Consider the following 20402-nt stretch of genomic DNA (forward strand, 5'->3'; position numbering starts at 1 on the left):
TGGCCTAGACTTACGTCCTCACGCGCGATACCGGAGGACGAAATGGCAGCGACAGAAGCACTCGTATTCGACGCGCTCCGCACCCCACGGGGCAAGGGCAAGAGCAACGGGTCGCTGCACGCGACCAAGCCCGTCGACCTGGTGGTGGGCCTGACGCACGAGCTGCTCTCGCGCCACGGCGGGCTTGATCCGAACCGGATCGACGACGTCGTCCTCGGCTGCGTCACGCCGATCGGCGACCAGGGCGCCGACATCGCCAAGACGGCCGCCATCAAGGCCGGGCTGCCGAACACCGTGGCCGGTGTCCAGCTCAATCGCTTCTGCGCTTCAGGCCTGGAGGCGGTCAACGTCGCCGCCCAGAAGGTCGCTTCCGGCTGGGAGGACCTCGTCCTCGCCGGCGGCGTGGAGTCGATGTCGCGGGTCCCGATGGGCTCCGACGGCGGCGCCTGGGCGATGGACCCGGAGACCAATTACGACACGTCCTTCGTCCCCCAGGGCGTCGGTGCCGACCTGATCGCGACCGTCGAGGGCTTCTCCCGCGACGACGTCGACGCCTACGCCGTCCGCTCGCAGGAGCGCGCCGCCGCCGCGCAGGCCGCCGGGTACTTCAAGAACAGCGTCGTCCCGGTGTTCGACCTCAACGAGAACGTCGTCCTCGACCACGACGAGTTCATCCGCCCCGGCACGACCGTCGAGACGCTGGCGACGCTGAAGCCGTCGTTCGCGATGATGGGCGAGCACGGCGGCTTCGACGCCGTCGCCCTGCAGAAGTACCACTGGATCGAGGCGATCGACCACGTCCACACGCCGGGCAACTCGTCGGGCATCGTCGACGGCGCGGCGCTGCTGGCGATCGGCAACGAGCAGATCGGCAAGGAGCTCGGCCTGACGCCGCGCGCGCGCATCGTCGCCACCGCGGTCTCGGGCGCCGACCCGACGATCATGCTCACCGGCCCCGCGCCCGCCACGCGCAAGGCGCTCAAGAAGGCCGGCCTGACGATCGACGACATCGACCTGATCGAGATGAACGAGGCGTTCGCCGCCGTCGTCCTGCGCTTCGCGAAGGACATGGAGGTCGACCTCGACAAGGTCAACGTCAACGGCGGCGCGATCGCCATGGGGCACCCGCTCGGCGCGACCGGCGGCATGATCCTGGGCACGCTGCTCGACGAGCTCGAGCGCACCGAGAAGCGCTACGGCCTGGCCACGCTGTGCATCGGCGGCGGCATGGGCATCGCGACCGTGGTGGAGCGCATCTGATGAGCACGATCCGCTACGAGAAGGACGCCGACGGCGTCGTCAACCTGATCCTCGACGACCCGAGCCAGTCGGCCAACACGATGAACGAGGCCTACAAGGCCTCGATGGCTGCGACGATCGACCGCCTCGAGGCCGAGAAGGACGACATCACCGGCGTCGTCATCACCTCCGCCAAGAAGACGTTCTTCGCCGGCGGCGACCTCAACGATCTGAAGAAGGCGCGCCCCGGTGACTCGGCGGAGGTCGCGCAGATGGTGCGCGAGCTGAAGTCCCACCTGCGGCGGCTCGAGAAGCTCGGCAAGCCGGTCGTCGCCGCGATCAACGGCGCCGCACTGGGCGGCGGCCTGGAGATCGCGCTCGCCGCGCACTACCGCGTCGCGGTCGACGACTCCAAGGTCGTACTCGGCTTCCCGGAGGTCCAGCTCGGCCTGCTGCCGGGTTGTGGCGGGGTGACGCGCTCGGTCCGCATGTTCGGCATCGCCAACGCGCTGCTGCAGCTGCTGCTCCAGGGCCAGCGCCTGCGCCCGGCCAAGGCGCTGGAGCTCGGCCTGATCAACGAGGTCGTGCCTTCGGTGGACGATCTCGTCCCGGCCGCGAAGAAGTGGATCGCGGCGAATCCCGAGGCCGTCCAGCCGTGGGACGTCAAGGGCTACAAGATCCCCGGCGGCACGCCGTCGAATCCCTCCTTTGCGGCCAACCTCCCGGCCTTCCCCGCGAACCTGCGCAAGACGATCAAGGGCGCGAACTACCCCGCCCCGCACCACATCATGGCCGCGGCGGTCGAGGGCGCGCAGGTCGACTTCGACAACGCGATCGAGATCGAGGGGCGCTACTTCGTCGACCTCGTGACCGGCCAGGTCGCGAAGAACATGATCCAGGCGTTCTTCTTCGACCTCCAGGCCGTGGGCGGCAAGCGTGGCCGTCCGGACGATCTGGAGCCGACCTCGGTGAAGAAGGTCGTCGTGCTCGGCGCCGGCATGATGGGCGCCGCGATCGCGTACGTGTGCGCGAAGGCGGGCATCGAAGTCGTCTTGAAGGACGTCGACCAGGCCGCCGCCGACCGCGGTCGCGACTACAGCGTGAAGCTCGTCGCGAAGGGCGTCGAGCGCGGCAAGACCACGCAGGAGAAGGGCGACGCCCTGCTCGGTTTGATCACCGCGACGACTGACGCTTCGGCCGCCGCGGGTGCCGACCTGGTGATCGAGGCCGTCTTCGAGGACCCGGCGGTCAAGGCGCAGGTCATGGCCGAGATCGAGCCGCACCTCGCCGACGACGCGCTGCTGGGCTCCAACACCTCCACCCTGCCGATCACCTCGCTGGCCGAGAACGTCTCGCGCCCCGCGGACTTCATCGGCCTGCACTTCTTCTCGCCCGTCGACAAGATGCCGCTGCTGGAGATCATCAAGGGCGAGAAGACCGGCGACGCCGCGGTCTACCGCGCGCTGGACCTGGCGAAGCAGATCGGCAAGACCCCGATCGTCGTCAACGACTCGCGCGGCTTCTTCACCTCACGCGTCATCGGCACCTTCATCAACGAGGGCATGGCGATGCTCGCCGAGGGCATCCCTGCCCCGTCGATCGAGCAGGCCTCCTCCCAGGCCGGCTACCCCGCCCCCGTGCTCCAGCTCTCCGACGAGCTGAACATGAAGCTGATGCGCCGGATCCGCGCCGCATCCAAGGCCGCTGTGGAGGCCGACGGCGGCACGTGGGTGGCGCACCCGGCCGAGGGTGTCATCGACCGCATGCTCGACGAGTTCGAGCGACCGGGCAAGCTCGAGGGCGCGGGCTTCTACGAGTACGCCGACGGCAAGCGGACGCGGCTGTGGCCGGGCCTGCGCTCGGCGTTCCCGCCGGTCTCCGACCCGTCATCGATCGTGCTGAAGGACCTCGAAGAGCGGATGATGTTCATCGAGGCCATCGAGTCCGTCAAGTGCCTAGACGAGGGTGTCATCGAGTCCGTCGCCGACGCCAACATCGGCTCGATCATGGGCATCGGCTTCCCGGGCTGGTCGGGCGGCGTCCTGCAGTACATCAACGGCTACGAAGGCGGCCTCTCCGGCTTCGTCGCCCGTGCCCGCGAACTCGCGGAGACGTACGGCGAGCGCTTCACGCCGCCCGAGTCCCTCGTCGCGCGCGCCGAGTCCGGCGAGCTCTACCTCGACGCCGAGGTCCTCGCCACCGCGTAGCGAAGTCGTGCGCCATTTGTCACACCTTTGTGACATCTCGGTGTAGATCCGTGACACGGGCCCGGCCGACAATCCGGGGGTGCGTAACTACAGCTTCCCAGCAGGAACCTCTGGTTACGCACCCCTAGCGGCCGAGGCCCGCCTCGCGGCGCTCGCGGCCCGCCAACACGGGGTGCTGAGCGTGCCGAATCTGCGCGCCGCGGGCCTGAACGGCAGTGCGGTGAGCCGGCGGCGCGCACGCGGCGCGCTCCATCTCGTCCATCCGGGCGTCTATGCGTACGGCCACGCCGGGCTCTCGCGGGACGGGCGGTGGCTCGCGGCCGTCTTCGCGGGTGGCGAGGGAGCGACCCTGGGCCACGTGTCCGCGACGACGTTGATCCTTGACCAGCGGCGCTTTCGATCCCACGTGCCGGAGATCCTCGTCCCCCGCCGGCACCGGCCAATCCCTGGCGTCATCATCCACACCTGTCGCCGGCTCGACCCGCGGGACGTGACGACCTGCCGCGGCATCCCGGTCACGACCATCGCACGCACGCTCGTCGACCTCACCGACAGCCTCACGCCACACCAGCTGGCGTTCCTGATCAAGGAGGCGGCGTACTGGAAGCGCTTCGACCTCGCCGCCACCCGCCGCGCGATGACGCGGGCCAACGGTCGCCGCAACCTTCGTGTGCTCGAGCGGGCGATCGAGCTCTACCTGAGCGGCAGCGCCGGGACCAGGAGTCCGCACGAGGACGCGTTCCTCGCCCTTCTACCGACCGAGATGCCGGAACCGCTGGTGAACATGGAACTGGCGGGCTTCGAAGTCGACTTTCACTGGCCCGACCGGCGCCTCGCCGTCGAGATCGACGGTGGCGGCCACGAGCGGCCGACGGCGCGTCGCCGGGACGCGCGACTCGATCAGGCCCTGCTGGACGCGAACTACACGCTCCTGCGGTTCACCGACTCCGAGCTCGAACGGAGCTCCGCGGACGTGCTCGCCCGCGTGAGCTCCGCCTGGACGAGCTAGAGCGGATCGCGCTGAGGAAGTCGTAGCCGACCTTTGCCGTGGTTAGCGCCGTGGCGCCGGCGTCGTCGCGCTCGATGATGTACTCGTGCTGCCGGGGGTTGCCGGCGGCCTTGAAGATGCGGGCGAAGTCGATGTGGAAGCCGAACTTCAGGCCGGACTGGCGAGCGATCGCACCCGCTTTGTTGAGGTCGGCCGCGTAGGCGTGCCAGGCGGCGGCGGTCGTCAGGCCCTTGATGTTCGCGAGGTTGCCGTCGGGCTGGAAGTAGGTGATCGGGCTCGCGGGGTTGACGATGTTGCGCTGGCCGATCGTGACCGCGTCGGCGACGTGCTTGCGCCACGCCGCCTCGTCCCACGGCTGCGGAATCCCCTGGTGTCCGGAGGTGGCGCGCAGGCCGTTCTGGTCGAGCGCCGCCTTGAACTGCGCGGCGGTCAGCGTCCCGAAGCCGGCGTGCTCGACGGGCTTGTAGCCGATTGGCGAAGCGCCCATCGTGGCAGGAATGAGCGTCACACGAGAAAAGTGTCAAACGGCGTTGACTACACGCGCGCGGGCTCGAGGCTCTTGAGGTAGTGCGAGAGCTCGCGGCCGTCGATCTTGTTCGGCGGCCAGCGCAGGCCGGGGGTGGCGAGGGTCGAGGGCCCGGCGCCCGGCTTGAGGTAGCGGGCCCAGTGCTCGGTCAGGAGCAGGCCGCGGAGCTCGGGCTTGAACGGCTTGGGCTCGACGTCCGCGCCCGCCAGCGCGGCGATGTGCGAGGCCGCGGCGTCGGCCTGCTGGCAGGCGATGCCACCCTGCTTGATCGCACCCGCCGTGACATCGCCGGCCGCGTAGACGCCGGGAGCGACGCGCCCGAACTCGTCCGCGACGAGGAAGCCGTGCTCGTCGTTCGGCAGCCCGGCGATCGCCGGCCCCTCGAGCCGCGGCAGCGTGATGACGCGCTGCACGTCGAGCATCGCGGGCGTCCACTCCAGGCCGGTGTGGACTTTGATCCCGCCACGCGCGAGCAGGTCGTTGACGACGCGGGTGGTCTGGGCGCCGAACAGCTCCAGGGGCTCGTTCTCGGGCGTGACGAGGTGCAGATCGACCGTCATGCCCATCTCGAACGAGCGGGCGGCCAGCATCAGCGCCAGCTCGTAGAGCGGGAGCGGCCAGGTCGCCCCCGCCGGGACGACGAACGCGAGCGACCGCAGGTACCCGCCCTCGACGTCCTGGACGATGCCGTGGAGGCGCTCCTGGTCGGTCAGCGAGCCGGTGAACGCGACAGCACCGGTGAACGGCACGACGGGACGCGCGCCCGAGGCGATCAGGAGGACGTCGTACCCCAGCCGCTCGCCGGTGACGGTGTGCACCTCGCGCGCCGCCATGTCGACGCTCGCGAGCCGGTCGCGGACGTGGGCGAACCCGGCGTCGGACGCGATCCGGTCGAACGGATAGGTGACCTCGCCACCAGCCGCGAACGGCGTCAGGACGCTCAGCGGGCGATAGGTGAACTCGGCCTCGGGAGCGAGGACGGTGACGGCGACCCGTTCACCGGCGAGGCGGTGCAGGGAGAGCGCGGCTTCGAGTCCGGCGGGTCCGCCGCCGGCGATCAGGACGTTGGTCGGCATACCTCCAAGCTAGCCCCGCGACGGCCGTCAGACGTCCGTGGCGAGCACCGTTCGCGACTGCGGGAAACCCGCAGACACGGCGCCGCAAACCCCGATGAACGCCCGCACGCCCGGACGTACGGTGGCGGCATGAACACCATCGTCATCGGCGTCGATGCCACAGACCGTTCGTTTGACGTCATCGCCTTCGCCCGCCAGTTCGACCACGCCCACCTGATCGCCGCGACCTCGTTCCCCGTCGGCGGGGCACCCGGCTACGCCATCCTGCGCGACACGGCGCTCGACACGCTCCACGAAGCCACCCAAGGCCTGAGCAACGTCGAGACGCGCGCAATCGCCGAGACCTCACCCGCCCGCGCGCTGCACGACCTCGCCGAGGCGACCGACGCCGACCTCATCGTCGTCGGCTCCGCCCACACCGGAAGGCTCGGTCGCGTCCTGCCCGGCAGCACAGGCGAGAAGCTGCTCCACGGCACGCGGTGCGCGGTCGCCGTCGTCCCGCGCGGCTACACCGAGCGCCGCGTGACGAGGATCGGCGTCGCCTACGACGGCTCCGACGAGGCACGCGCCGCGCTCGAGGCCGCCGCCGGCCTGGCCCTCTCCTTCGGCGCGCAGCTCGAGCTGGTCGGCGTCGCCGGCCTGGACTGGTACGCGGGCCCGGCGATCGCGGGCGGCGTGGGGTACGAGCTCGACACCCTGCGCGAAGAGACCCAGCAGCGCCTGCGCGAGCAGCTCGACGAAGCCTCGAGCACGCTCACCGTCGAGGCCGAGACCGTCCTGCGCACCGGCGACCCCGTCGAGGAATTGATCAAGCGCACGGAGCAGCTCGACCTGCTGGTCACCGGCTCACGCGGCTACGGGCCGCTGCGCGCCGTGCTCGTCGGCGGCGTCAGCGGGCGGGTGACCCGGGGCGCGCACTGCCCGGTGATCGTCGTCCCACGCGGCGCGGCCCGCGCCGCGGCCGAGCAGGCCGCCGCCTAGCCATGCGGGATCACGGCGCGCAGGGTCGTGCCTCCGCCCGGCGCGGTCTGGATGTCGAGCGTGCCGCGCACCAGCGCGAGCCGCTCGCGCATCCCGACCAGCCCGAAGCCCGTCGACCGCCGGTGGGGATCGAAGCCCGCACCGTCGTCGCGTACGACGACCTCGATCGATGCCCCCGCGTCGCGCACGACCACCGCGACGCGCGACGCGGCCGCGTGCTTGAGCACGTTCGTGAGCGCTTCCTGGACGACGCGGTAGACGGTCGACTCGATCTCGGCCGGCGGCCGCCCGTCAAGCGACACGTCGAGGTCGACCTCGACATCCGACGACGACGAGCGCCCGACCAGCGTCTCCAGCGCTGGGGCGAGCCCGAGCTCGTCCAGCGCCGCGGGACGCAGGTCGGCGATCAGCGAGCGCAGGTCGCCGATCCCCGTGGTGAGCTGCTCCAGCGCCGTCTCCAGCGCGCGGTCGATGCGCGAGCGATCCCCGCTGCGGCGCGCACCCGCGAGCAGCATCCGCAGACCCGCGAGCTGCTGCAGGGTCTCGTCGTGCAGCTCACGCCCCCACCGCGAGCGCTCGGCCTCGGACGCCTCCAGCGACTGCCGCAGCGCCTGCTCGCCCGCGTGCTGGGCGGTCGCCATCGCGGTGGCCGCGCTGGCCGCGAACGCCCGCAGCAACCGGTCGTCCTCCTCGCCGAACGGGCCGCCGTAGACCCGCAGCGAACCCAAAGGCCGGTTGCGGAACGTCACGGGAACCGTCAGCGCAGGCTCCCCGCTCACGGCCTCCCCCGCGACGGCGCCCACCTCGCCGTCGGCGAGCACGATCTCCGCCGCGCGCGCGTCCAGCAGCGCCCGGGAGCGCTTGACGACCAGCTCGAGCACCCGCGCCAGGTCGGTCTCCCCGCCCAGCGCCCGGCTGATCTCCGTCGTCGCCTCCAGGCCGCGGATCGTCCGTTCGAGCTCGTCGCGTTGCTCGCGGACGTCGCGGTAGAGCCGCGCGTTGTTGATCGCGATCGCGGCCCAGTCGGCCAAGACCACCGCGGCCTCCTCGTCCGAAGCCGAGAACTCCGCCCCACCCGCCTTCTCGGTCAGATAGAGGTTCCCCCACGCGCGGCCCTCGATCACGATCGGGACGCCGAGGAACGAGCGCATCGGCGGGTGCGAGGACGGGAAGCCGTAGGACTCCGCGTGCGCGGCGACGTCCGCCAGCCGCAGCGGGCGGGGGTCCTTGATCAGCACGCCGAGCACGCCTCGCCCCCGCGGCGGGTCGCCGATCGCTCTCCCCACCGCGTCGGAGATGCCCGCGGTGAGGAACCGCTCCAACCCTTCGCGCGATGCATCGAGCACGCCGATCGCCGCGTACCGCGCGCCCGTCAGCTCGCGAGCGACCTCGAGCAGCCGCTGGAGCACAATCTCGGGATCGAGCACGCCGACCAGGGAGCGCCCGACGTCGAGCAATCGCTGGAGCCGGACCTCGTCCACCGCCGGGAGGCTACCGTTGCACGCGATGTCCACCGCTGAGCGCGCCGACCGTTCCCAGACCACCGTCGTCATCGCCGACGATCACACGGTGGTCCGCCAGGGCCTGCGCATGCTGATCGACAACGAGGACGGCCTCCAGGTGATCGCCGAGGCCGGAACGGTCCCGGACGCCGAGCGGCTCACCCGCGCGCACCGCCCCACGGTCCTCGTCCTGGACCTCAACATGCCGGGCGGCTCGAGTCTGGACGCGATCCCGCGGCTGAAGACCGTGGCCGCCGTGGTCGTGCTGACGATGCAGGACGACCCGGCCTTCGCGCGCCAGGCGCTGCAGGCGGGCGCGCTCGGCTTCGTCCTCAAGGAGGCGGCCGACGAGGAGCTGCTGGGCGCGATCAAGCTCGCCGCCGCCGGCGAGACCTACCTCAACCCGCGCCTGGGCGCGAAGCTCGCGCTCGCCCCACCGGCCGGCCCGCCCGACGACCTGACTGCGCGTGAGGTCGAGGTCCTGCGGCTGATCGCGCTCGGCCACACCAACGTCGAGATCGGCGACCAGCTCTTCCTCTCGACGCGCACGGTCGAGACCCACCGCGCCCACATCCAGCAGAAGCTGCGCCGCACCACCCGCGCCGAGCTCGTGCGCTACGCGCTCGAGCACGGCCTCGTCGACGTCTAACGCGACTGCTTCAACGCGGCCCGCGCGGCGGCGTCGCCCGGCACGCCGTGCACCGCCCCGCCCGGGAAGGTCGCGGCGCTGCCGATGAATAGGCCCTTCAGCGGCGTCGAGTACGGCGAGAGCTTCGGGAGCGGGCGGAAGACGACCTGGCGCAGCCGATAGGAGCCGCCGCCGACGTCGCCGCCCACGAGGTTCGGATTGCGCGCCTGCAGGTCCGCCGGCCCGAGCACGTGGCGGGCGAGGATGCGGTCGCGGAAGCCGGGAGCGAAGCGCTCGACCTGCTCCTCCATCCGCTCGGCCACCAGCGGCGTCGACGCGGCCCAGTCGACGCCGGCCTGCGGCCCGTGGGTGTAGGCCCAGGCGGTGTGCTTGCCCTCGGGCGCGCGCGACGGATCCGCGACCGATTGCTGCCCCAGCAAGAGGAACGGGAGGTCCGCGAGGCCGTCGTGGGCCTGCGCCACCGAGCGCATGAACTCCTCTCGCCCACCCGCCACGTGCACCGTCCCCGCCCCACCGACCAAATCATTGGTCCACGGGATCGGCCCGTCCAGCGCCCAGTCGACCTTGACCGTCGCCGCCCCCGGCACAAACGTCTTCAAGGCCGTCCGGTACCAGCCGGGGAAGTCGGTCATCGCCATCAGCGCGCGTGGCATCAGATCGGCGACGACCGTCCGGGCGGGGAAGCGCTCGTCGTCGCTCGCCACGCCCGTGACGCGCCCGCCTGCGCTGAGCACCCGCGTGACCCGCACGCCGCAGCGCACCTCGCCGCCGAGGCTCCGAAAATACGCCACCAGCGCGTCGGTCAGCCGCTCCGCGCCGCCGCGCGGCGACGGCCACCCGACCGCGTGACCGAGCAGGTTGAGGTAGAAGGCGGCGATGCCAGAGCCCGCGCCGTCGGGCGGCGTGTCACCGTGCATCGCCGCGCCGTACAGCCACGCCTGGGACCCGCCGTCCGCGAACAGCCGCTTGCCGAGCCCGACGGCGGAGCCCGGCAGCATGCGCGTGAAGTCCAGCAGCCGCAGCGGCCCCGCGCCGGCCAGCAGCTTGACCGGCCCACCGACCGGCGGGAAGCCGGAGAGCATCGTCGCCCGCACGGCCTCGAAGTTGTCCAGGAACGGGCGAACGAACGCGACCCAGTTCTCCCCGTCGCGCCCGCCCAGGGACGCCGCCGTCTCGTCCAGCCCGCGGTAGAGCAGCTTCGCCTCGCCATCGGGGAGCGGGTGCGCGTACGGCGCCGCCGGGTGCACCCACTCCAGGCCGTGCGCCGCGAGCGGCATCCGCGCGAAGACCGGCGACGCCGCCGACGCCGGATACACCGACGAGAACGTGTCGTGGCGAAAGCCCGGCAGCGTCAGCTCCTGCGTACGCACGGCGCCGCCGGGCGCGTCCGCGGCCTCGAGCACCAGGACCGAGCGGCCGGCCTCGGCGAGCCGGATCGCGGCGGCCAGGCCGTTCGGGCCGGCGCCGATGACGACCGCGTCTCTCATCTGGCGAGGGTCAGCGCGAACTGCCGCAGCATGCTGAGCTCGGCGTCGTCGCCCCAAAACGCGTGCTGCGCCGCCTCGCCCGCCGTGCGGTACGCCTTGTCGAGATGCCATGGCATCGGATCCCACGTCCCGGCCGCTTTGACCCACGTCCGGCCTTCGTGGGTGTACAGCGTCAGGCGGTTGTGGCCGGAGCCCATGAAGTGCCCGCGGTGGGTGGTGAGGTCGAAGCCGACGAGCGGCTCGGCGCCTTCGGGCAGCACGCGGGGCTCGTCCCTGCCGTAGCGCGCCATGCCGTCCTCGAGTGCCTCGAACCACGCCCCCAGAGCAGCCGGATCGTCAGGCGTGACCAGCGTGGTGATCGTCACGTACCCGCGCGTGAACACCGGCAGCGCGGTGCGCGTGTTGGCGGCGACCTCGATCTCGAACGTCTGCCCCGCCAGCCCGCCGGGCCGCAGCGGCGTGAAGCGCCCGATCTCGCTCGCGTAGTCCGGCCAGGTCTCGGGGCGCGTCAAGGCGGCGATCACGGCACCCGCGTCCGGCATCTCGACCGGCGGGTACGTGTGCCACACCTGCTCATCCAGCGGCGCGCTCTCGGCGGTCAGCTCACCCAGCTTGGCCAGCTCCAGGCGGAACGACGGGTCGTACGCCTCGCGCTCCTCGACCGTCGGGAACGCCATCCCCCACGCGCGGCGCGCGTCGTCGGCGTAGGCGGCCGGGAACCAGTCGCCGATCAGCGCCGCAGCGCCGCGCTCGAGCGCCTCGCGGCTCAGCACGCCGCGCGCGGACTCGTCCGTGCTGAAGCGCTCAGAGCCGAACGCGCGGTGGAACGCGGCGAGATCGGTGAGGCGCAGCCGGCGCGACGGGTGCGACCGGTACCAGTGCGTGGTGAGGACGCCGAAGGCGAAGCGGAGGTCGTCGACGTCGCGCTCCTCGACGGGACGCCGGTAGTACGCGGCGTTGAGGAAGTCGGTGACCCAGGGTGCGGCGTCGTGGCCGGCGATCGAGGAACCGGCCATCCTGGCGAAGCCGAACGGGCCCGGTTGGCTCGTGGTCTCAGTCGTAGCGCTCATGCCCCGATGATCGTCTCACCATCGGGGCATACAAGCCGTGCGCCCCCGCAGATCGGGTGCGGAGAACTACCTACTTGTCAGTGAGGAAGTAGATCCCGGTGACGATCGCGATCCCGACCAGGATCACGGAGACCACCATCACACCATTCAGGGCGAGTGCGGTAGCGCCGTCAGAGTCCTGCGCGCGCAGCGAGGCCACGATGCCCGTGCCCAGGACGGCGGCGATGGCGATCCCGGCGATGGCCGAGATGTAGATCACCTGGAGCAGCGCGCCCCAGTCGATGATGCTGTCGGCGATAACGGTCATGCGCCCACCGGTTCGAGTTCGTGCGCCGGCTGCTCGAAGCGCGGCGTCTGGACGATGTCGTCGGGTTCGACCTTGGAGGCATTGTTCGCACGCCACAGGTAGAAGCAGGCGATGGCGAGAGCGATCGTGACCACGATCGGGCCGATCGCGCTGTCCTCACCGAAGATGTCGGTGACCCAGAAGGCGACCGCGGCGGTCAGGCCCGCCGCGGGAAGCGTCAGCACCCAGCCCGTGACGATCCGCCTCGCGACGCTCCAGTCGACCGACGCGCCCGGGCGGCCGACGCCGGAGCCGGTGACGGCGCCCGAGACCACGTGCGTGGTGGACAGCGGATAGCCGAAGTGCGAAGAAGCGAGGATCACCGTCGCGGCGACCTCCTCCGAGGAGAAGCCCTGCGGGGGGCGCACCTCGGTGACCTTGGTGCCGAGCGTCTTGATGATCCGCCAGCCGCCCGTGTAGGTGCCCAGTGCGATGGCCGTTCCACACGAGACGACGACCCACGTCGGGACGGTGAAATCGTCGCCGCCCGAGAGGTTGCCGTTGGCGATCAGCGCGAGCGAGATGACGCCCATCGTCTTCTGCGCGTCGTTGGTGCCGTGCGCGAGTGCGACCATCGACGAGGATGCGACCTGCGCCCAGCGGAAGCCGCGCTCCGCGCGCTCGGCGGTGTAGCGCTTGATCATGCGATAGACGATCACCGTCGCGCCGAGCGCGACGACGCCGGCCAGCACCGGAGCGATCAGCGCCGGCACGATGACCTTGGAGAGCACACCGTCGCCCTCGACTGCCGAGAAGCCCACTGAAGCGACGGCGGCGCCGATCATGCCGCCGATCAGCGCGTGCGAACTCGATGAGGGGACGCCGAACCACCAGGTCACGAGGTTCCAGACGATCGCGCCGATGAGCCCGGCGAAGATCGCCGTGTCCGTGATGACGCCCGCGTCGACGATTCCCTTGGCCACGGTCGCGGCGACCGTGATCGAGATGAACGCACCGGCGAAATTCAGTACAGCCGCGACGCCGACAGCCACCTTCGGCTTCAGCGCGCCCGTCGCGATGGTCGTCGCCATCGCGTTGGCGGTGTCATGGAAGCCGTTCGTGAAATCGAACACGAGAGCGACGGCGACCACGAGAACGACGATGATGTCCCCAGTCACAGCTGACGACCCTATGGCCCAAAAGCGCTACCCGGGCGACGACGTTCACATCTTGGCAACAACCTTTCTCATTGGTCGCGAGTACGGTTGCGACCCATGGCAGACGACGCCATCACCCAAAGCCGTGCCCGCCTACAGGAACGCCTCGCGGAGCTCGCGCCGGCGGTCGAAGAGGCCGCCAAGATCAAGGCCGCGCTCGAGGCACTCAACGGTGGGCCCCGCCCCCCGGTGACGAGCCTCGACACGCTCATCAAGCCTTCCGCGCCGCCCACCGGCGGCGGCGACTAGCGCCGCACCAGCAACGACGTCCCCTGGTAGCCCTCGAGCACCGCGGGGAAACTGTGCAGGTCGTCCACCGTGGCGACCTCCTCGCCCGTGAACATGTCGATCACGGTCGCACCCGCCGGCAGCTGCTCGGAACGCACGCTGCCGGAGACCTGCTCGCCTGAGAAGTTCAGGACCGTGATCTGCAACGCGTCGTCGGCGAGCCGGTGCACCATCACCAGCTCGCTGCGATGCGACACGTCCGGGATGTCGACCTGCACCGCGGTCGCGATCTCGTACTCGCGGCGGACGTCGATGATCCGGCGCAGGCGCGACGCGAAGGAGTCCGGGTCGGCCAGCTGGTCGGGCAGCGTGCCGTAGAGGCTGCGCGCCGGCGGCATCCGGCCCTCGCGCGCGGGCTCGTCGACGCCGCGCAGGTCGTGCGCGCCACGGTTGATCCAGCGCGTGTCGCCCTCGGCGATCAGGTCGGCGACGTCGGCGGCATCGACGGTCAGCATTCCGGACAGGTCCCAGCCCGACAGCGCGAAGACCCCCGGCTGCAGCGCGTTGAACATCGCCAGCAGCAGGTGGACGTCGCGGATCCGGTCGCGCTCGGCCTCAGCGATCTCCGAGAGGTCCTCGATGCCGAGGGTCGCGCAGATGACCGTCGAGGTCGTGCACGCGATGCCGTTCTGGGTGAACCGCCGGTTGTAGGCCTTGCCCGGACCGGTGAGGTTGTTATTGAGATCGGCGCGCACGCGTTCGCCGAGTTCACAGCCCGTCAACGTCTCGCCGCGGTAGGTGAAGGGGTCGTCGCGGTGGCGGGTCGAGAAGTGCACGAGCTCGTGGGTCAGCTCGTCGTGGTTCTGCATCGCGTGCACGAGCGAGGCGGGGTCGATGCCCATCTCGCGCGCGAGGTTCATCGTCAGCCGCAGGAACTCGGTGTCGCCGGTGACGAGCGCGTGGTGGTAGCCGGGGCGGGTGACGAAGTCATACGACAGGTCGGCGCCGGTCTCGCCCATCGCCTTGATGTCGTCCATCGCGAGGTTGAGCTCCTGGAAGGAGAACCCGCCCATCTTGCGGATCATGCTCGCGATCAGGTGGTTGGCGGCCTCGCTCAGCGGGTGGCCCTCCGACCAGGCGGGCGCGTCCTCGGCGGTCTTCTCGACACCGAGGAAGCCGTTGGCGTCCAGGCGCAGGCCGCCGCTGCCGAGGTCGGCCAGCGCGTGGAGCGCGTCGCCGATCACCAGCCGCATCCCGGCGAAGGACGGGTCCAGCCAGTTGATCGACGGCTGGCCCTCCTTGAAGTAGTGCAGGTAGACCCAACGCCGTTCGACGCCGTCGACGCCCATCACCGGGCGGGTCACGCTCCAGTTGGTCTCCTTGACCCCCGGCTCGTAGAAGATCACCCGCTGGAGCTGGCCGATGATGTAGCCGGCGCGCTCGAGCCGGGCCTCGGTGGAACCGTCGAGGTTCGCCGAGTCGCGGCCGTCCTTGACGTCCGGCAGCAGGTGCCAGTCGTCGGGGCGGATCGAGACCATGTGGTAGATGCCCGGGTAGTCGCCGTAGGCCATCTCCGCCAACCGGAAGTCGGCGCCCTTCCCGGTGTGGCCGGGCACGATGTCGTCGATCACGGTGCCGTCGAACTCGGAGGCGGTCGCGCACAGGCGGCGGAAGTCGTCCTCGGTGCCGAAGGCGGGATCGACCTCCATGCTGATGCGGTCGAAGTGCCCGTCGATCGACGGCGTCAGGCGGCGGCCGTTGAGCCCACCCGCCTGCTTGACCGGCCCCGTGTGCACCCCGTCGATCCCGATCGCGCGGAACGCCTGCCACAGCGCGGGGTCAGACAGCGCGGAGAGGAACGTCTCGCCCACGCGGGTAACGAACGACAGCGGGTACGCGGTGAACCAGACGCTCGCGCGTTCCAGCGCGGCGCGGGGATCCGGGTGCGCGTACGGGTTCTGCCACATGCTGCCCTGGCCGGAGAGCTGCGAGGCGAGCCGGTTGGCGTCGGCGAGCATCGATGCCTCGACCAGCCACTCGACGTACTCGCGGTTGTCGGCGACCGCGTCCCCGTCGCTGCGCCGGTCGGCGAGCCGGCGCCGCAGCGACCGCCGGGCGGACGGGCGGAAGCGCTTCGGCCGCGCGGGATAGAACTGCTCGTCGTAGGTGATCTCGGGAGCGTGTCGCCCGTCCGGGTCGTTTTCGCGCGTGAGGGATCGATCGAGGCTCTTGGTCACGATCCAATTGAGGTTCCCGGTGGGGCGTCCCGGCACACCCCGAAGATGGTTGCGTAAGCAACTTCATCGAGCTATAGTTGACGTTGCAATCTTTGAGAGGACACATGCGATGAAGTTCGAAGGCATCCACCACATCAGCGCGATCACCGGCGACGCCCGCCGCAACGTCGACTTCTACACGCGCGTCCTCGGTCTGCGGCTGACCGCCAAGTCCGTCAACCAGGACGATCCTGGCGTCTACCACCTCTTCTACGGCGACGAGGCGGCCACCCCCGGCGCCGACCTCACCTTCTTCGAGTACCCGGGCGCGATTCCCGGTCGTCCCGGCGCCGGCATGGTCCACCGGATCGTCCACCGCGTCGGCTCGCGCGAGGCGCTCGTCTTCTGGGCGCAGCGCTTCGAGGACGAAGGCGTCCCGTTCGATCTCGTCGACGGCTCCTTGCGGTTCTCCGATCCCGAGAAGCTCGACCACGAGCTGGTCGTGGACACCTCCGGTGACGCGCCGCTGGTCGCGACGCACCCCGAGATCCCCGCCGAGCTGGCGATCCGCGGCTTCGAAGGCGTGCGCGCGTACTCGCACGACCCGGCCGGGTCCGAGGCGCTGCTGCTGGGCCTGATGGGCGCGACCAAGGACGAGGACGAGCGCTTCGAGCTGCGCGGCGACAAGCGCGGCGGCTGGATCGCGTTCGATCAGGCGCCCGCCGAGCGCGGCCGCCAGAGCGCCGGCACCGTGCACCACATCGCGTGGGGCACCTACGACGCGGACCTGATGGAGTGGATCGAGCGCATCGACGCGGCGAAGATCCCGAACTCCGGCTACGTCGACCGCCACTACTTCCACTCGCTCTACTTCCGCGAGCCGGGCGGGGTCCTGTACGAGCTGGCGACCGAGGAGCCCGGCTTCCTGGTCGACGGGCTCGAGCTGGAGGAGCTCGGCACCAAGATCATCCTGCCGCCGTTCCTCGAGGACCGGCGCGAGCAGATCGAGGCACGGCTGACGCCGCTCCCCGACCCGCGCGCGGATTGGCTCCCCGTCAGCTCGTAACCGGCTCCCGGGCGTGCTCGAGCGCCCAGTCCAGCGCGTAGTCCGCGACCTCTTCCCAGCCCGGCCAGGCCGGGAGGAGGTGCGGGCCGTCGAACTCCTTGACCTCGGTGACGAGGTTCTCGGGCTTGTAGTGCTTGGCGTTGGAGTGCTGCAGCGACGGCGGCATCAGGTGGTCCTCGCGACCGGAGATGAACAGCAGCGGCGCGCGATCCGGGTTGTCGTAGTTGACGTGGTTGTCGTCAGGGCCCGGATGGATGTTGGCCAGCGCGCTGCCCCAGAAGATCGCCCCGGACGCGGGGATGTGGTAGCGCTCGTAGAGCGCGCGCGACTCTTCCTCGCTGAAGCCGTTGGTGAACGCGTAGTGCCACTGGTCGTGCGTGAAGCCGACCGCGCGATGGCGGTTCGCCGGGTTCTTCAGGACCGGGAACGTCGCGCGGATCTGCGAGAGCGGGACGCGCTTGACGCCCTCGGTGGGCGCGCTGTTGATGGCGACGCCGGCGGCGCCGAAGCCGTGGTCGAGCAGCACCTGCGTGAACACGCCGCCCGCCGAGTGGCCCATGATGATCGGCGGCGCGTCCAGCTCGGAGAGGATCCCCTCGAGCTTCTCGATGATCTGCGGCACGGTCACGGCCTCGATCGGCGCCGGGTCCGCGTTGAGCGCGTCGACCTCGACCTCGAAGCCCGGGTAGGCGGGCGCGATGACCTTGAAGCCCTTGGCCTCGTAGTGGCTGATCCAGTCCTCCCAGCTGCGGGGCGTCACCCAGAAGCCGTGGACGAGGACGATCGTGTCTGGCTTGGTCATGTGGTTCCTTTCACGGGGTTCACGGACACCAGCTCGATGCCGACCTCCTGGAAGCGCTCGATCAGGCCGTGCAGGTGCGACTGATCCCGCACCGGCCCGGTGAGCACGGTGGTGCCCTGGACCCGCTCCAACCGCATGCCCTCGAACAGCACCCCGAAGTGATCGCCGATCTCACCGCGGAGCACGAACTCGTAGGTGGTCGTCATCGCGGCGCGAACTCTCATACGCGCCTAGGTGAATTGTCATCACCTACCTAGGTGAAATCGCGGGCGCGCTCGACCGCTGCGGCCCGCGAGGAGACGCCCAGCTTGCGATAGATCGACTTGACGTGGCTGTGCACGGTGTTGAAGGACAGGTAGAGCTCGGCCGCGATCTCGCGTTCACTGAGGCCGCCGCGCAGATGGCGCAGGACGGTCAGCTCGCGCTCGCTGAGCTCGTCGTGGTTCGGCGTCGCGCGGTCCAGGCGCGCGGCCTTGCGGGCCGCCGCCAGGCGGACGGGGAGCACGCCCGCGTCGGCGCACTGCGCGGCGATCTCCTGCGCTTCGTCAAACAGCGCGGTGGCCCGTTCGCGGTCACCGAGCTCGGCGACCGTCGACGCCAGCGCCATCAAGCCGTCGACGAGGTCGAGCTTCTGCGCCCACAGGCGCCGGAGGAAGACGCCCTTCTCGAGTGAGGGCAGCGCCTCGCCCGCTCGCCCGTGCGCGGCCAGGGCGACGCCGTAGGCCGTGTGCACCTCGCCGTCCTCGACCGCGTCGAGCAGCCCGACCGTGCGCGCGACCTCGACCGCCTCCAGCGCGAGGCGCAACTGCTCGGCGCGCCGCCCGCGCATCCCCGCGATCAGCGACAGGTCGGCGATCGCCGCGACGCCCACGATCCACTGCTCGACCGGCGGGGCGATCCGCGTCGTCTCTCCCAGCCAGCGTTCGGCCTCGTCGAGATCGCCGTTGCAGTAGTGCGCCCAGCCGAGCGCCCACGTGATCACGGGGCGCCACGGCGAGTCCGGCGGCTCGAGCTGCTCCGAGCGGGCGCCGTGGGCGAGGATGGCCGACACGTCTCCCCAGCCGAAGGTCGCCTCCAGCACGCTCAAGCTGGACTCGACCGAGATGAACCCGTCAGGCAGCGGGCCGTCCGCGAGGTTCCCGAGCGCGCGAGCCTTGGTGGCGGCGGCGCGCATGTCCGGCTCGCGGCCTCGCAGCGCCGACACCCACGCCTTGGCCAGCAGCAGGCGTTGATCGCCTTCGTCGGGCACGTGCGCCAGCCAGTCGTTGACCGACTCGATGCGACCGGCGTTGGCGTAGTGCACCCATGTCCCGGCGATCAGCCGTGCGGCTTCTCCGAACGCCTTGCCCTCGACCGCGTGATGGATCGCCTCGTCGGTGGTGCCGAACTCGCGATGCCATTCGTGCGCGCGGCGATGCAGGTCGGGGCCTAGGTGTGGCTCGCGCTTGGCGAGCTCGACCCGCAGGATCTGGGCGAACAGGTGGTGGAAGCGAAACCAGCGGTGGCGATCGTCGAGCGGCAGCAGGAAGAGGTTGGTGCGCGCGAGCGAGTCCAGCGCCTGGGCGGAGCCCGGCGACCCGGTCACGGCGTCGCACAGCGGCGCGCACAGCCGCTCCAGCACGGACGTGTGGAGCATGAAGCGCTGCAGCTCGGGCGGGTGGGCGGCGAGCACCTCGCCCGCGAGGAAGTCGACGACGTGCGCGCTGGTGCCGTCGAAGGCGGTCACCAGCCCGTGCTTGTCGTCGGTGCCGGCGAGCGACAGCGCAGCCAGGTAGATGCCGGCGGGCCAGCCCTCGGTGCGGGTGACGAGCAGCTCGACGTCGTCGGGCTGCAGTTGCAGGCCGAGGCGCTGGTTGAGGAACTCGTCGGCCTCCTCGGTCGTGAAGCGCAGCTCGTCCGCCCGCAGCTCGAGCAACTCGCCGCGGACCCGCAGCGTCGCCAGTGGCAGCGCGGGATCGGTGCGGGTCGAGAGGACGAGTTGGACGTTCGCGGGCAGGCGGGTGACGAACCACGCGACGGTTTCGCGCGTGCTCGCGCTCGAGAGGCGGTGGAAGTCGTCGAGCACCAGCGCTACCTCGTCCCGCTCGGCCAGGGCGTTGATCAGCCGCGGCAGGACGACTTCTCTCAGCGGCGCGCTGGTCGCCGGCGGGTCGAACCCGAGCGCGGCGCTCACGTGCGCCCACAGCACGGCCGGGTCGTTGTCACCCTCGTCCAGCGTCACCCACGCGACGGGCCGCCGCTGCAACTCGGTCTCGCGCCAGGCGGCCAGCAGGGTCGACTTGCCGAAGCCGGCGGGGCAGGCGACCAGCGTCAGGCGCCGGCCCTGGCCGTCGCGCAGGCGCTCGAAGAGCCGTTCACGCGCGACGGTCCGCGCCGAGACGAACGGCGGGTGGAGCTTGGTGACGAGGAGGATGGTGGCTCCTAAATCACGGCGGGCGCCGGAGCTGGCGCGTGGCCATTGGTGGTGATCATGTTGAAATTCACTCCGGCATCACTCAGTGATCGACAATAGTTGGAGGAAGCGACAGATGCACCTCGAATCCTCCCATCATGAGTCTCTACGCTGCGGTCGGCGAGACGACGACGTTCCGTTGGCTTCCGAAAGAGATTGACCTCGGGTTCGCCGGGACATCGGCGCTGCTGACGACGACACTGGCACTCGCCTGCGTTTGGCTGCCACGACTCCTGTGGTTCCTATGGCGAGCGCAGCGCGGGGCCACATCATTGCCCAACGTTCGCTTCGATACGCTCGCCGTGCTCTCCTCCGGTGCAGCTGCTCTCGGCGCGGCAGTCGGGCTCGCGTTCACGATCAGCGGCGCGCTGATGCCCTGATGAGGGAGT

General features: G+C 70.6%; 19 protein-coding genes. 8 read left to right on the forward strand and 11 right to left on the reverse strand.

The annotated features are described in order from the left end of the window. The first annotated feature begins 42 nt into the window (after positions 1–42). The 3 genes from OM076_RS18415 to OM076_RS46170 all read left to right on the forward strand — a co-directional run bounded on the left by OM076_RS18415 (position 43) and on the right by OM076_RS46170 (position 4455). Entirely contained in the window at positions 43–1260 is a 1218-nt protein-coding gene (locus OM076_RS18415) for an acetyl-CoA C-acetyltransferase (protein WP_270041503.1), read from the forward strand. Continuing rightward, positions 1260–3446, forward strand: a complete 2187-nt coding sequence (locus OM076_RS18420) for a 3-hydroxyacyl-CoA dehydrogenase NAD-binding domain-containing protein (protein ID WP_270041504.1) — start codon at positions 1260–1262, stop codon at positions 3444–3446. Before OM076_RS18415 ends, OM076_RS18420 begins: the two co-directional genes overlap by 1 nt. Positions 3447–3525: 79 nt before the next feature. Further along, positions 3526–4455 carry a DUF559 domain-containing protein gene (locus tag OM076_RS46170; RefSeq protein WP_270041505.1) on the forward strand — a complete coding sequence of 310 codons (930 nt, stop codon included), beginning with the start codon at positions 3526–3528 and terminating at the stop codon, positions 4453–4455. Here the strand turns inward: OM076_RS46170 and OM076_RS18430 are convergent. Together OM076_RS18430 and OM076_RS18435 are read right to left on the reverse strand one after the other, a co-directional pair. Further along, a complete protein-coding gene (locus tag OM076_RS18430) occupies positions 4385–4963 on the reverse strand; it encodes an IolE/MocC family protein (RefSeq protein WP_270041506.1) in 579 nt (192 codons plus the stop codon). The genes OM076_RS46170 and OM076_RS18430 overlap by 71 nt on opposite strands. A 26-nt stretch (positions 4964–4989) precedes the next feature. Beyond that, positions 4990–6057 (reverse strand): FAD-dependent oxidoreductase, encoded by a 1068-nt coding sequence (locus OM076_RS18435; protein WP_270041507.1) that lies wholly within the window; start codon positions 6055–6057, stop codon positions 4990–4992. A gap of 129 nt (positions 6058–6186) precedes the next feature. On the opposite strand from OM076_RS18435, the gene OM076_RS18440 reads away from it, so the two are divergent. Then, positions 6187–7038, forward strand: coding sequence for a universal stress protein (locus OM076_RS18440; protein ID WP_270041508.1), 852 nt, complete (start codon positions 6187–6189; stop codon positions 7036–7038). Here OM076_RS18440 and OM076_RS18445 read toward each other — a convergent pair. Next, positions 7035–8519 (reverse strand): GAF domain-containing sensor histidine kinase, encoded by a 1485-nt coding sequence (locus tag OM076_RS18445; RefSeq protein ID WP_270041509.1) that lies wholly within the window; start codon positions 8517–8519, stop codon positions 7035–7037. The two genes, OM076_RS18440 and OM076_RS18445, sit on opposite strands and share 4 nt — an antisense overlap. Positions 8520–8544: 25 nt before the next feature. Here OM076_RS18445 and OM076_RS18450 point away from each other — a divergent pair, with 25 nt between their 5' ends. Further along, complete coding sequence (locus tag OM076_RS18450) at positions 8545–9189, forward strand: response regulator (RefSeq protein ID WP_270041510.1); 645 nt, start codon at positions 8545–8547, stop codon at positions 9187–9189. Here the strand turns inward: OM076_RS18450 and OM076_RS18455 are convergent. The 4 genes from OM076_RS18455 to OM076_RS18470 form a co-directional block, all read right to left on the reverse strand. Beyond that, a complete protein-coding gene (locus OM076_RS18455) occupies positions 9186–10676 on the reverse strand; it encodes a phytoene desaturase family protein (protein ID WP_270041511.1) in 1491 nt (496 codons plus the stop codon). The two genes, OM076_RS18450 and OM076_RS18455, sit on opposite strands and share 4 nt — an antisense overlap. Continuing rightward, positions 10673–11746: a hypothetical protein gene (locus OM076_RS18460; protein WP_270041512.1), complete on the reverse strand. Its 1074-nt coding sequence runs from the start codon at positions 11744–11746 to the stop codon at positions 10673–10675. Before OM076_RS18460 ends, OM076_RS18455 begins: the two co-directional genes overlap by 4 nt. A gap of 70 nt (positions 11747–11816) precedes the next feature. After that, complete coding sequence (locus OM076_RS18465; RefSeq protein ID WP_270041513.1) at positions 11817–12053, reverse strand: hypothetical protein; 237 nt, start codon at positions 12051–12053, stop codon at positions 11817–11819. Further along, positions 12050–13210: an inorganic phosphate transporter gene (locus OM076_RS18470; RefSeq protein ID WP_270041514.1), complete on the reverse strand. Its 1161-nt coding sequence runs from the start codon at positions 13208–13210 to the stop codon at positions 12050–12052. The genes OM076_RS18465 and OM076_RS18470 overlap by 4 nt, the downstream gene beginning before the upstream one ends. Positions 13211–13306: 96 nt before the next feature. On the opposite strand from OM076_RS18470, the gene OM076_RS18475 reads away from it, so the two are divergent. Next, positions 13307–13498, forward strand: coding sequence for a hypothetical protein (locus OM076_RS18475; protein WP_270041515.1), 192 nt, complete (start codon positions 13307–13309; stop codon positions 13496–13498). Here the strand turns inward: OM076_RS18475 and treS are convergent. Next, a complete protein-coding gene (treS, locus tag OM076_RS18480) occupies positions 13495–15714 on the reverse strand; it encodes a maltose alpha-D-glucosyltransferase (protein ID WP_270041516.1) in 2220 nt (739 codons plus the stop codon). The genes OM076_RS18475 and treS overlap by 4 nt on opposite strands. A gap of 109 nt (positions 15715–15823) precedes the next feature. Here treS and OM076_RS18485 point away from each other — a divergent pair, with 109 nt between their 5' ends. Beyond that, positions 15824–16759: a VOC family protein gene (locus OM076_RS18485; protein ID WP_270041517.1), complete on the forward strand. Its 936-nt coding sequence runs from the start codon at positions 15824–15826 to the stop codon at positions 16757–16759. Here OM076_RS18485 and OM076_RS18490 read toward each other — a convergent pair. From OM076_RS18490 to OM076_RS18500, 3 genes are read right to left on the reverse strand one after another with little or no spacing between them, the layout of a single operon-like run. Then, on the reverse strand, positions 16749–17561 hold the full coding sequence (locus tag OM076_RS18490; RefSeq protein WP_270041518.1) for an alpha/beta hydrolase: 813 nt from the start codon (positions 17559–17561) through the stop codon (positions 16749–16751). The two genes, OM076_RS18485 and OM076_RS18490, sit on opposite strands and share 11 nt — an antisense overlap. Beyond that, the gene (locus OM076_RS18495; protein ID WP_270041519.1) at positions 17558–17767 is read right to left on the reverse strand and encodes a DUF8691 family protein; all 210 of its coding nucleotides are present in this window, start codon (positions 17765–17767) and stop codon (positions 17558–17560) included. Before OM076_RS18495 ends, OM076_RS18490 begins: the two co-directional genes overlap by 4 nt. A 47-nt stretch (positions 17768–17814) precedes the next feature. After that, entirely contained in the window at positions 17815–19974 is a 2160-nt protein-coding gene (locus OM076_RS18500) for a helix-turn-helix transcriptional regulator (RefSeq protein WP_308214348.1), read from the reverse strand. Between the two features lie 137 nt (positions 19975–20111). On the opposite strand from OM076_RS18500, the gene OM076_RS18505 reads away from it, so the two are divergent. Further along, complete coding sequence (locus tag OM076_RS18505; RefSeq protein ID WP_270041520.1) at positions 20112–20393, forward strand: hypothetical protein; 282 nt, start codon at positions 20112–20114, stop codon at positions 20391–20393. Positions 20394–20402 lie beyond the last annotated feature (9 nt).

It is taken from the genome of Solirubrobacter ginsenosidimutans (assembly GCF_027587205.1).

Coding starts and splice junctions, on each gene's coding strand:
- OM076_RS18415 (WP_270041503.1), top strand. CDS start 43: ATGGCAGCGACAGAAGCACTCGTATTCGACGCGCTCCGCACCCCACGG.
- OM076_RS18420 (WP_270041504.1), top strand. CDS start 1,260: ATGAGCACGATCCGCTACGAGAAGGACGCCGACGGCGTCGTCAACCTG.
- OM076_RS18435 (WP_270041507.1), bottom strand. CDS start 6,057: ATGCCGACCAACGTCCTGATCGCCGGCGGCGGACCCGCCGGACTCGAA.
- OM076_RS18440 (WP_270041508.1), top strand. CDS start 6,187: ATGAACACCATCGTCATCGGCGTCGATGCCACAGACCGTTCGTTTGAC.
- OM076_RS18450 (WP_270041510.1), top strand. CDS start 8,545: ATGTCCACCGCTGAGCGCGCCGACCGTTCCCAGACCACCGTCGTCATC.
- OM076_RS18455 (WP_270041511.1), bottom strand. CDS start 10,676: ATGAGAGACGCGGTCGTCATCGGCGCCGGCCCGAACGGCCTGGCCGCC.
- OM076_RS18460 (WP_270041512.1), bottom strand. CDS start 11,746: ATGAGCGCTACGACTGAGACCACGAGCCAACCGGGCCCGTTCGGCTTC.
- OM076_RS18465 (WP_270041513.1), bottom strand. CDS start 12,053: ATGACCGTTATCGCCGACAGCATCATCGACTGGGGCGCGCTGCTCCAG.
- OM076_RS18475 (WP_270041515.1), top strand. CDS start 13,307: ATGGCAGACGACGCCATCACCCAAAGCCGTGCCCGCCTACAGGAACGC.
- OM076_RS18485 (WP_270041517.1), top strand. CDS start 15,824: ATGAAGTTCGAAGGCATCCACCACATCAGCGCGATCACCGGCGACGCC.
- OM076_RS18490 (WP_270041518.1), bottom strand. CDS start 17,561: ATGACCAAGCCAGACACGATCGTCCTCGTCCACGGCTTCTGGGTGACG.
- OM076_RS18495 (WP_270041519.1), bottom strand. CDS start 17,767: ATGACGACCACCTACGAGTTCGTGCTCCGCGGTGAGATCGGCGATCAC.
- OM076_RS18505 (WP_270041520.1), top strand. CDS start 20,112: ATGAGTCTCTACGCTGCGGTCGGCGAGACGACGACGTTCCGTTGGCTT.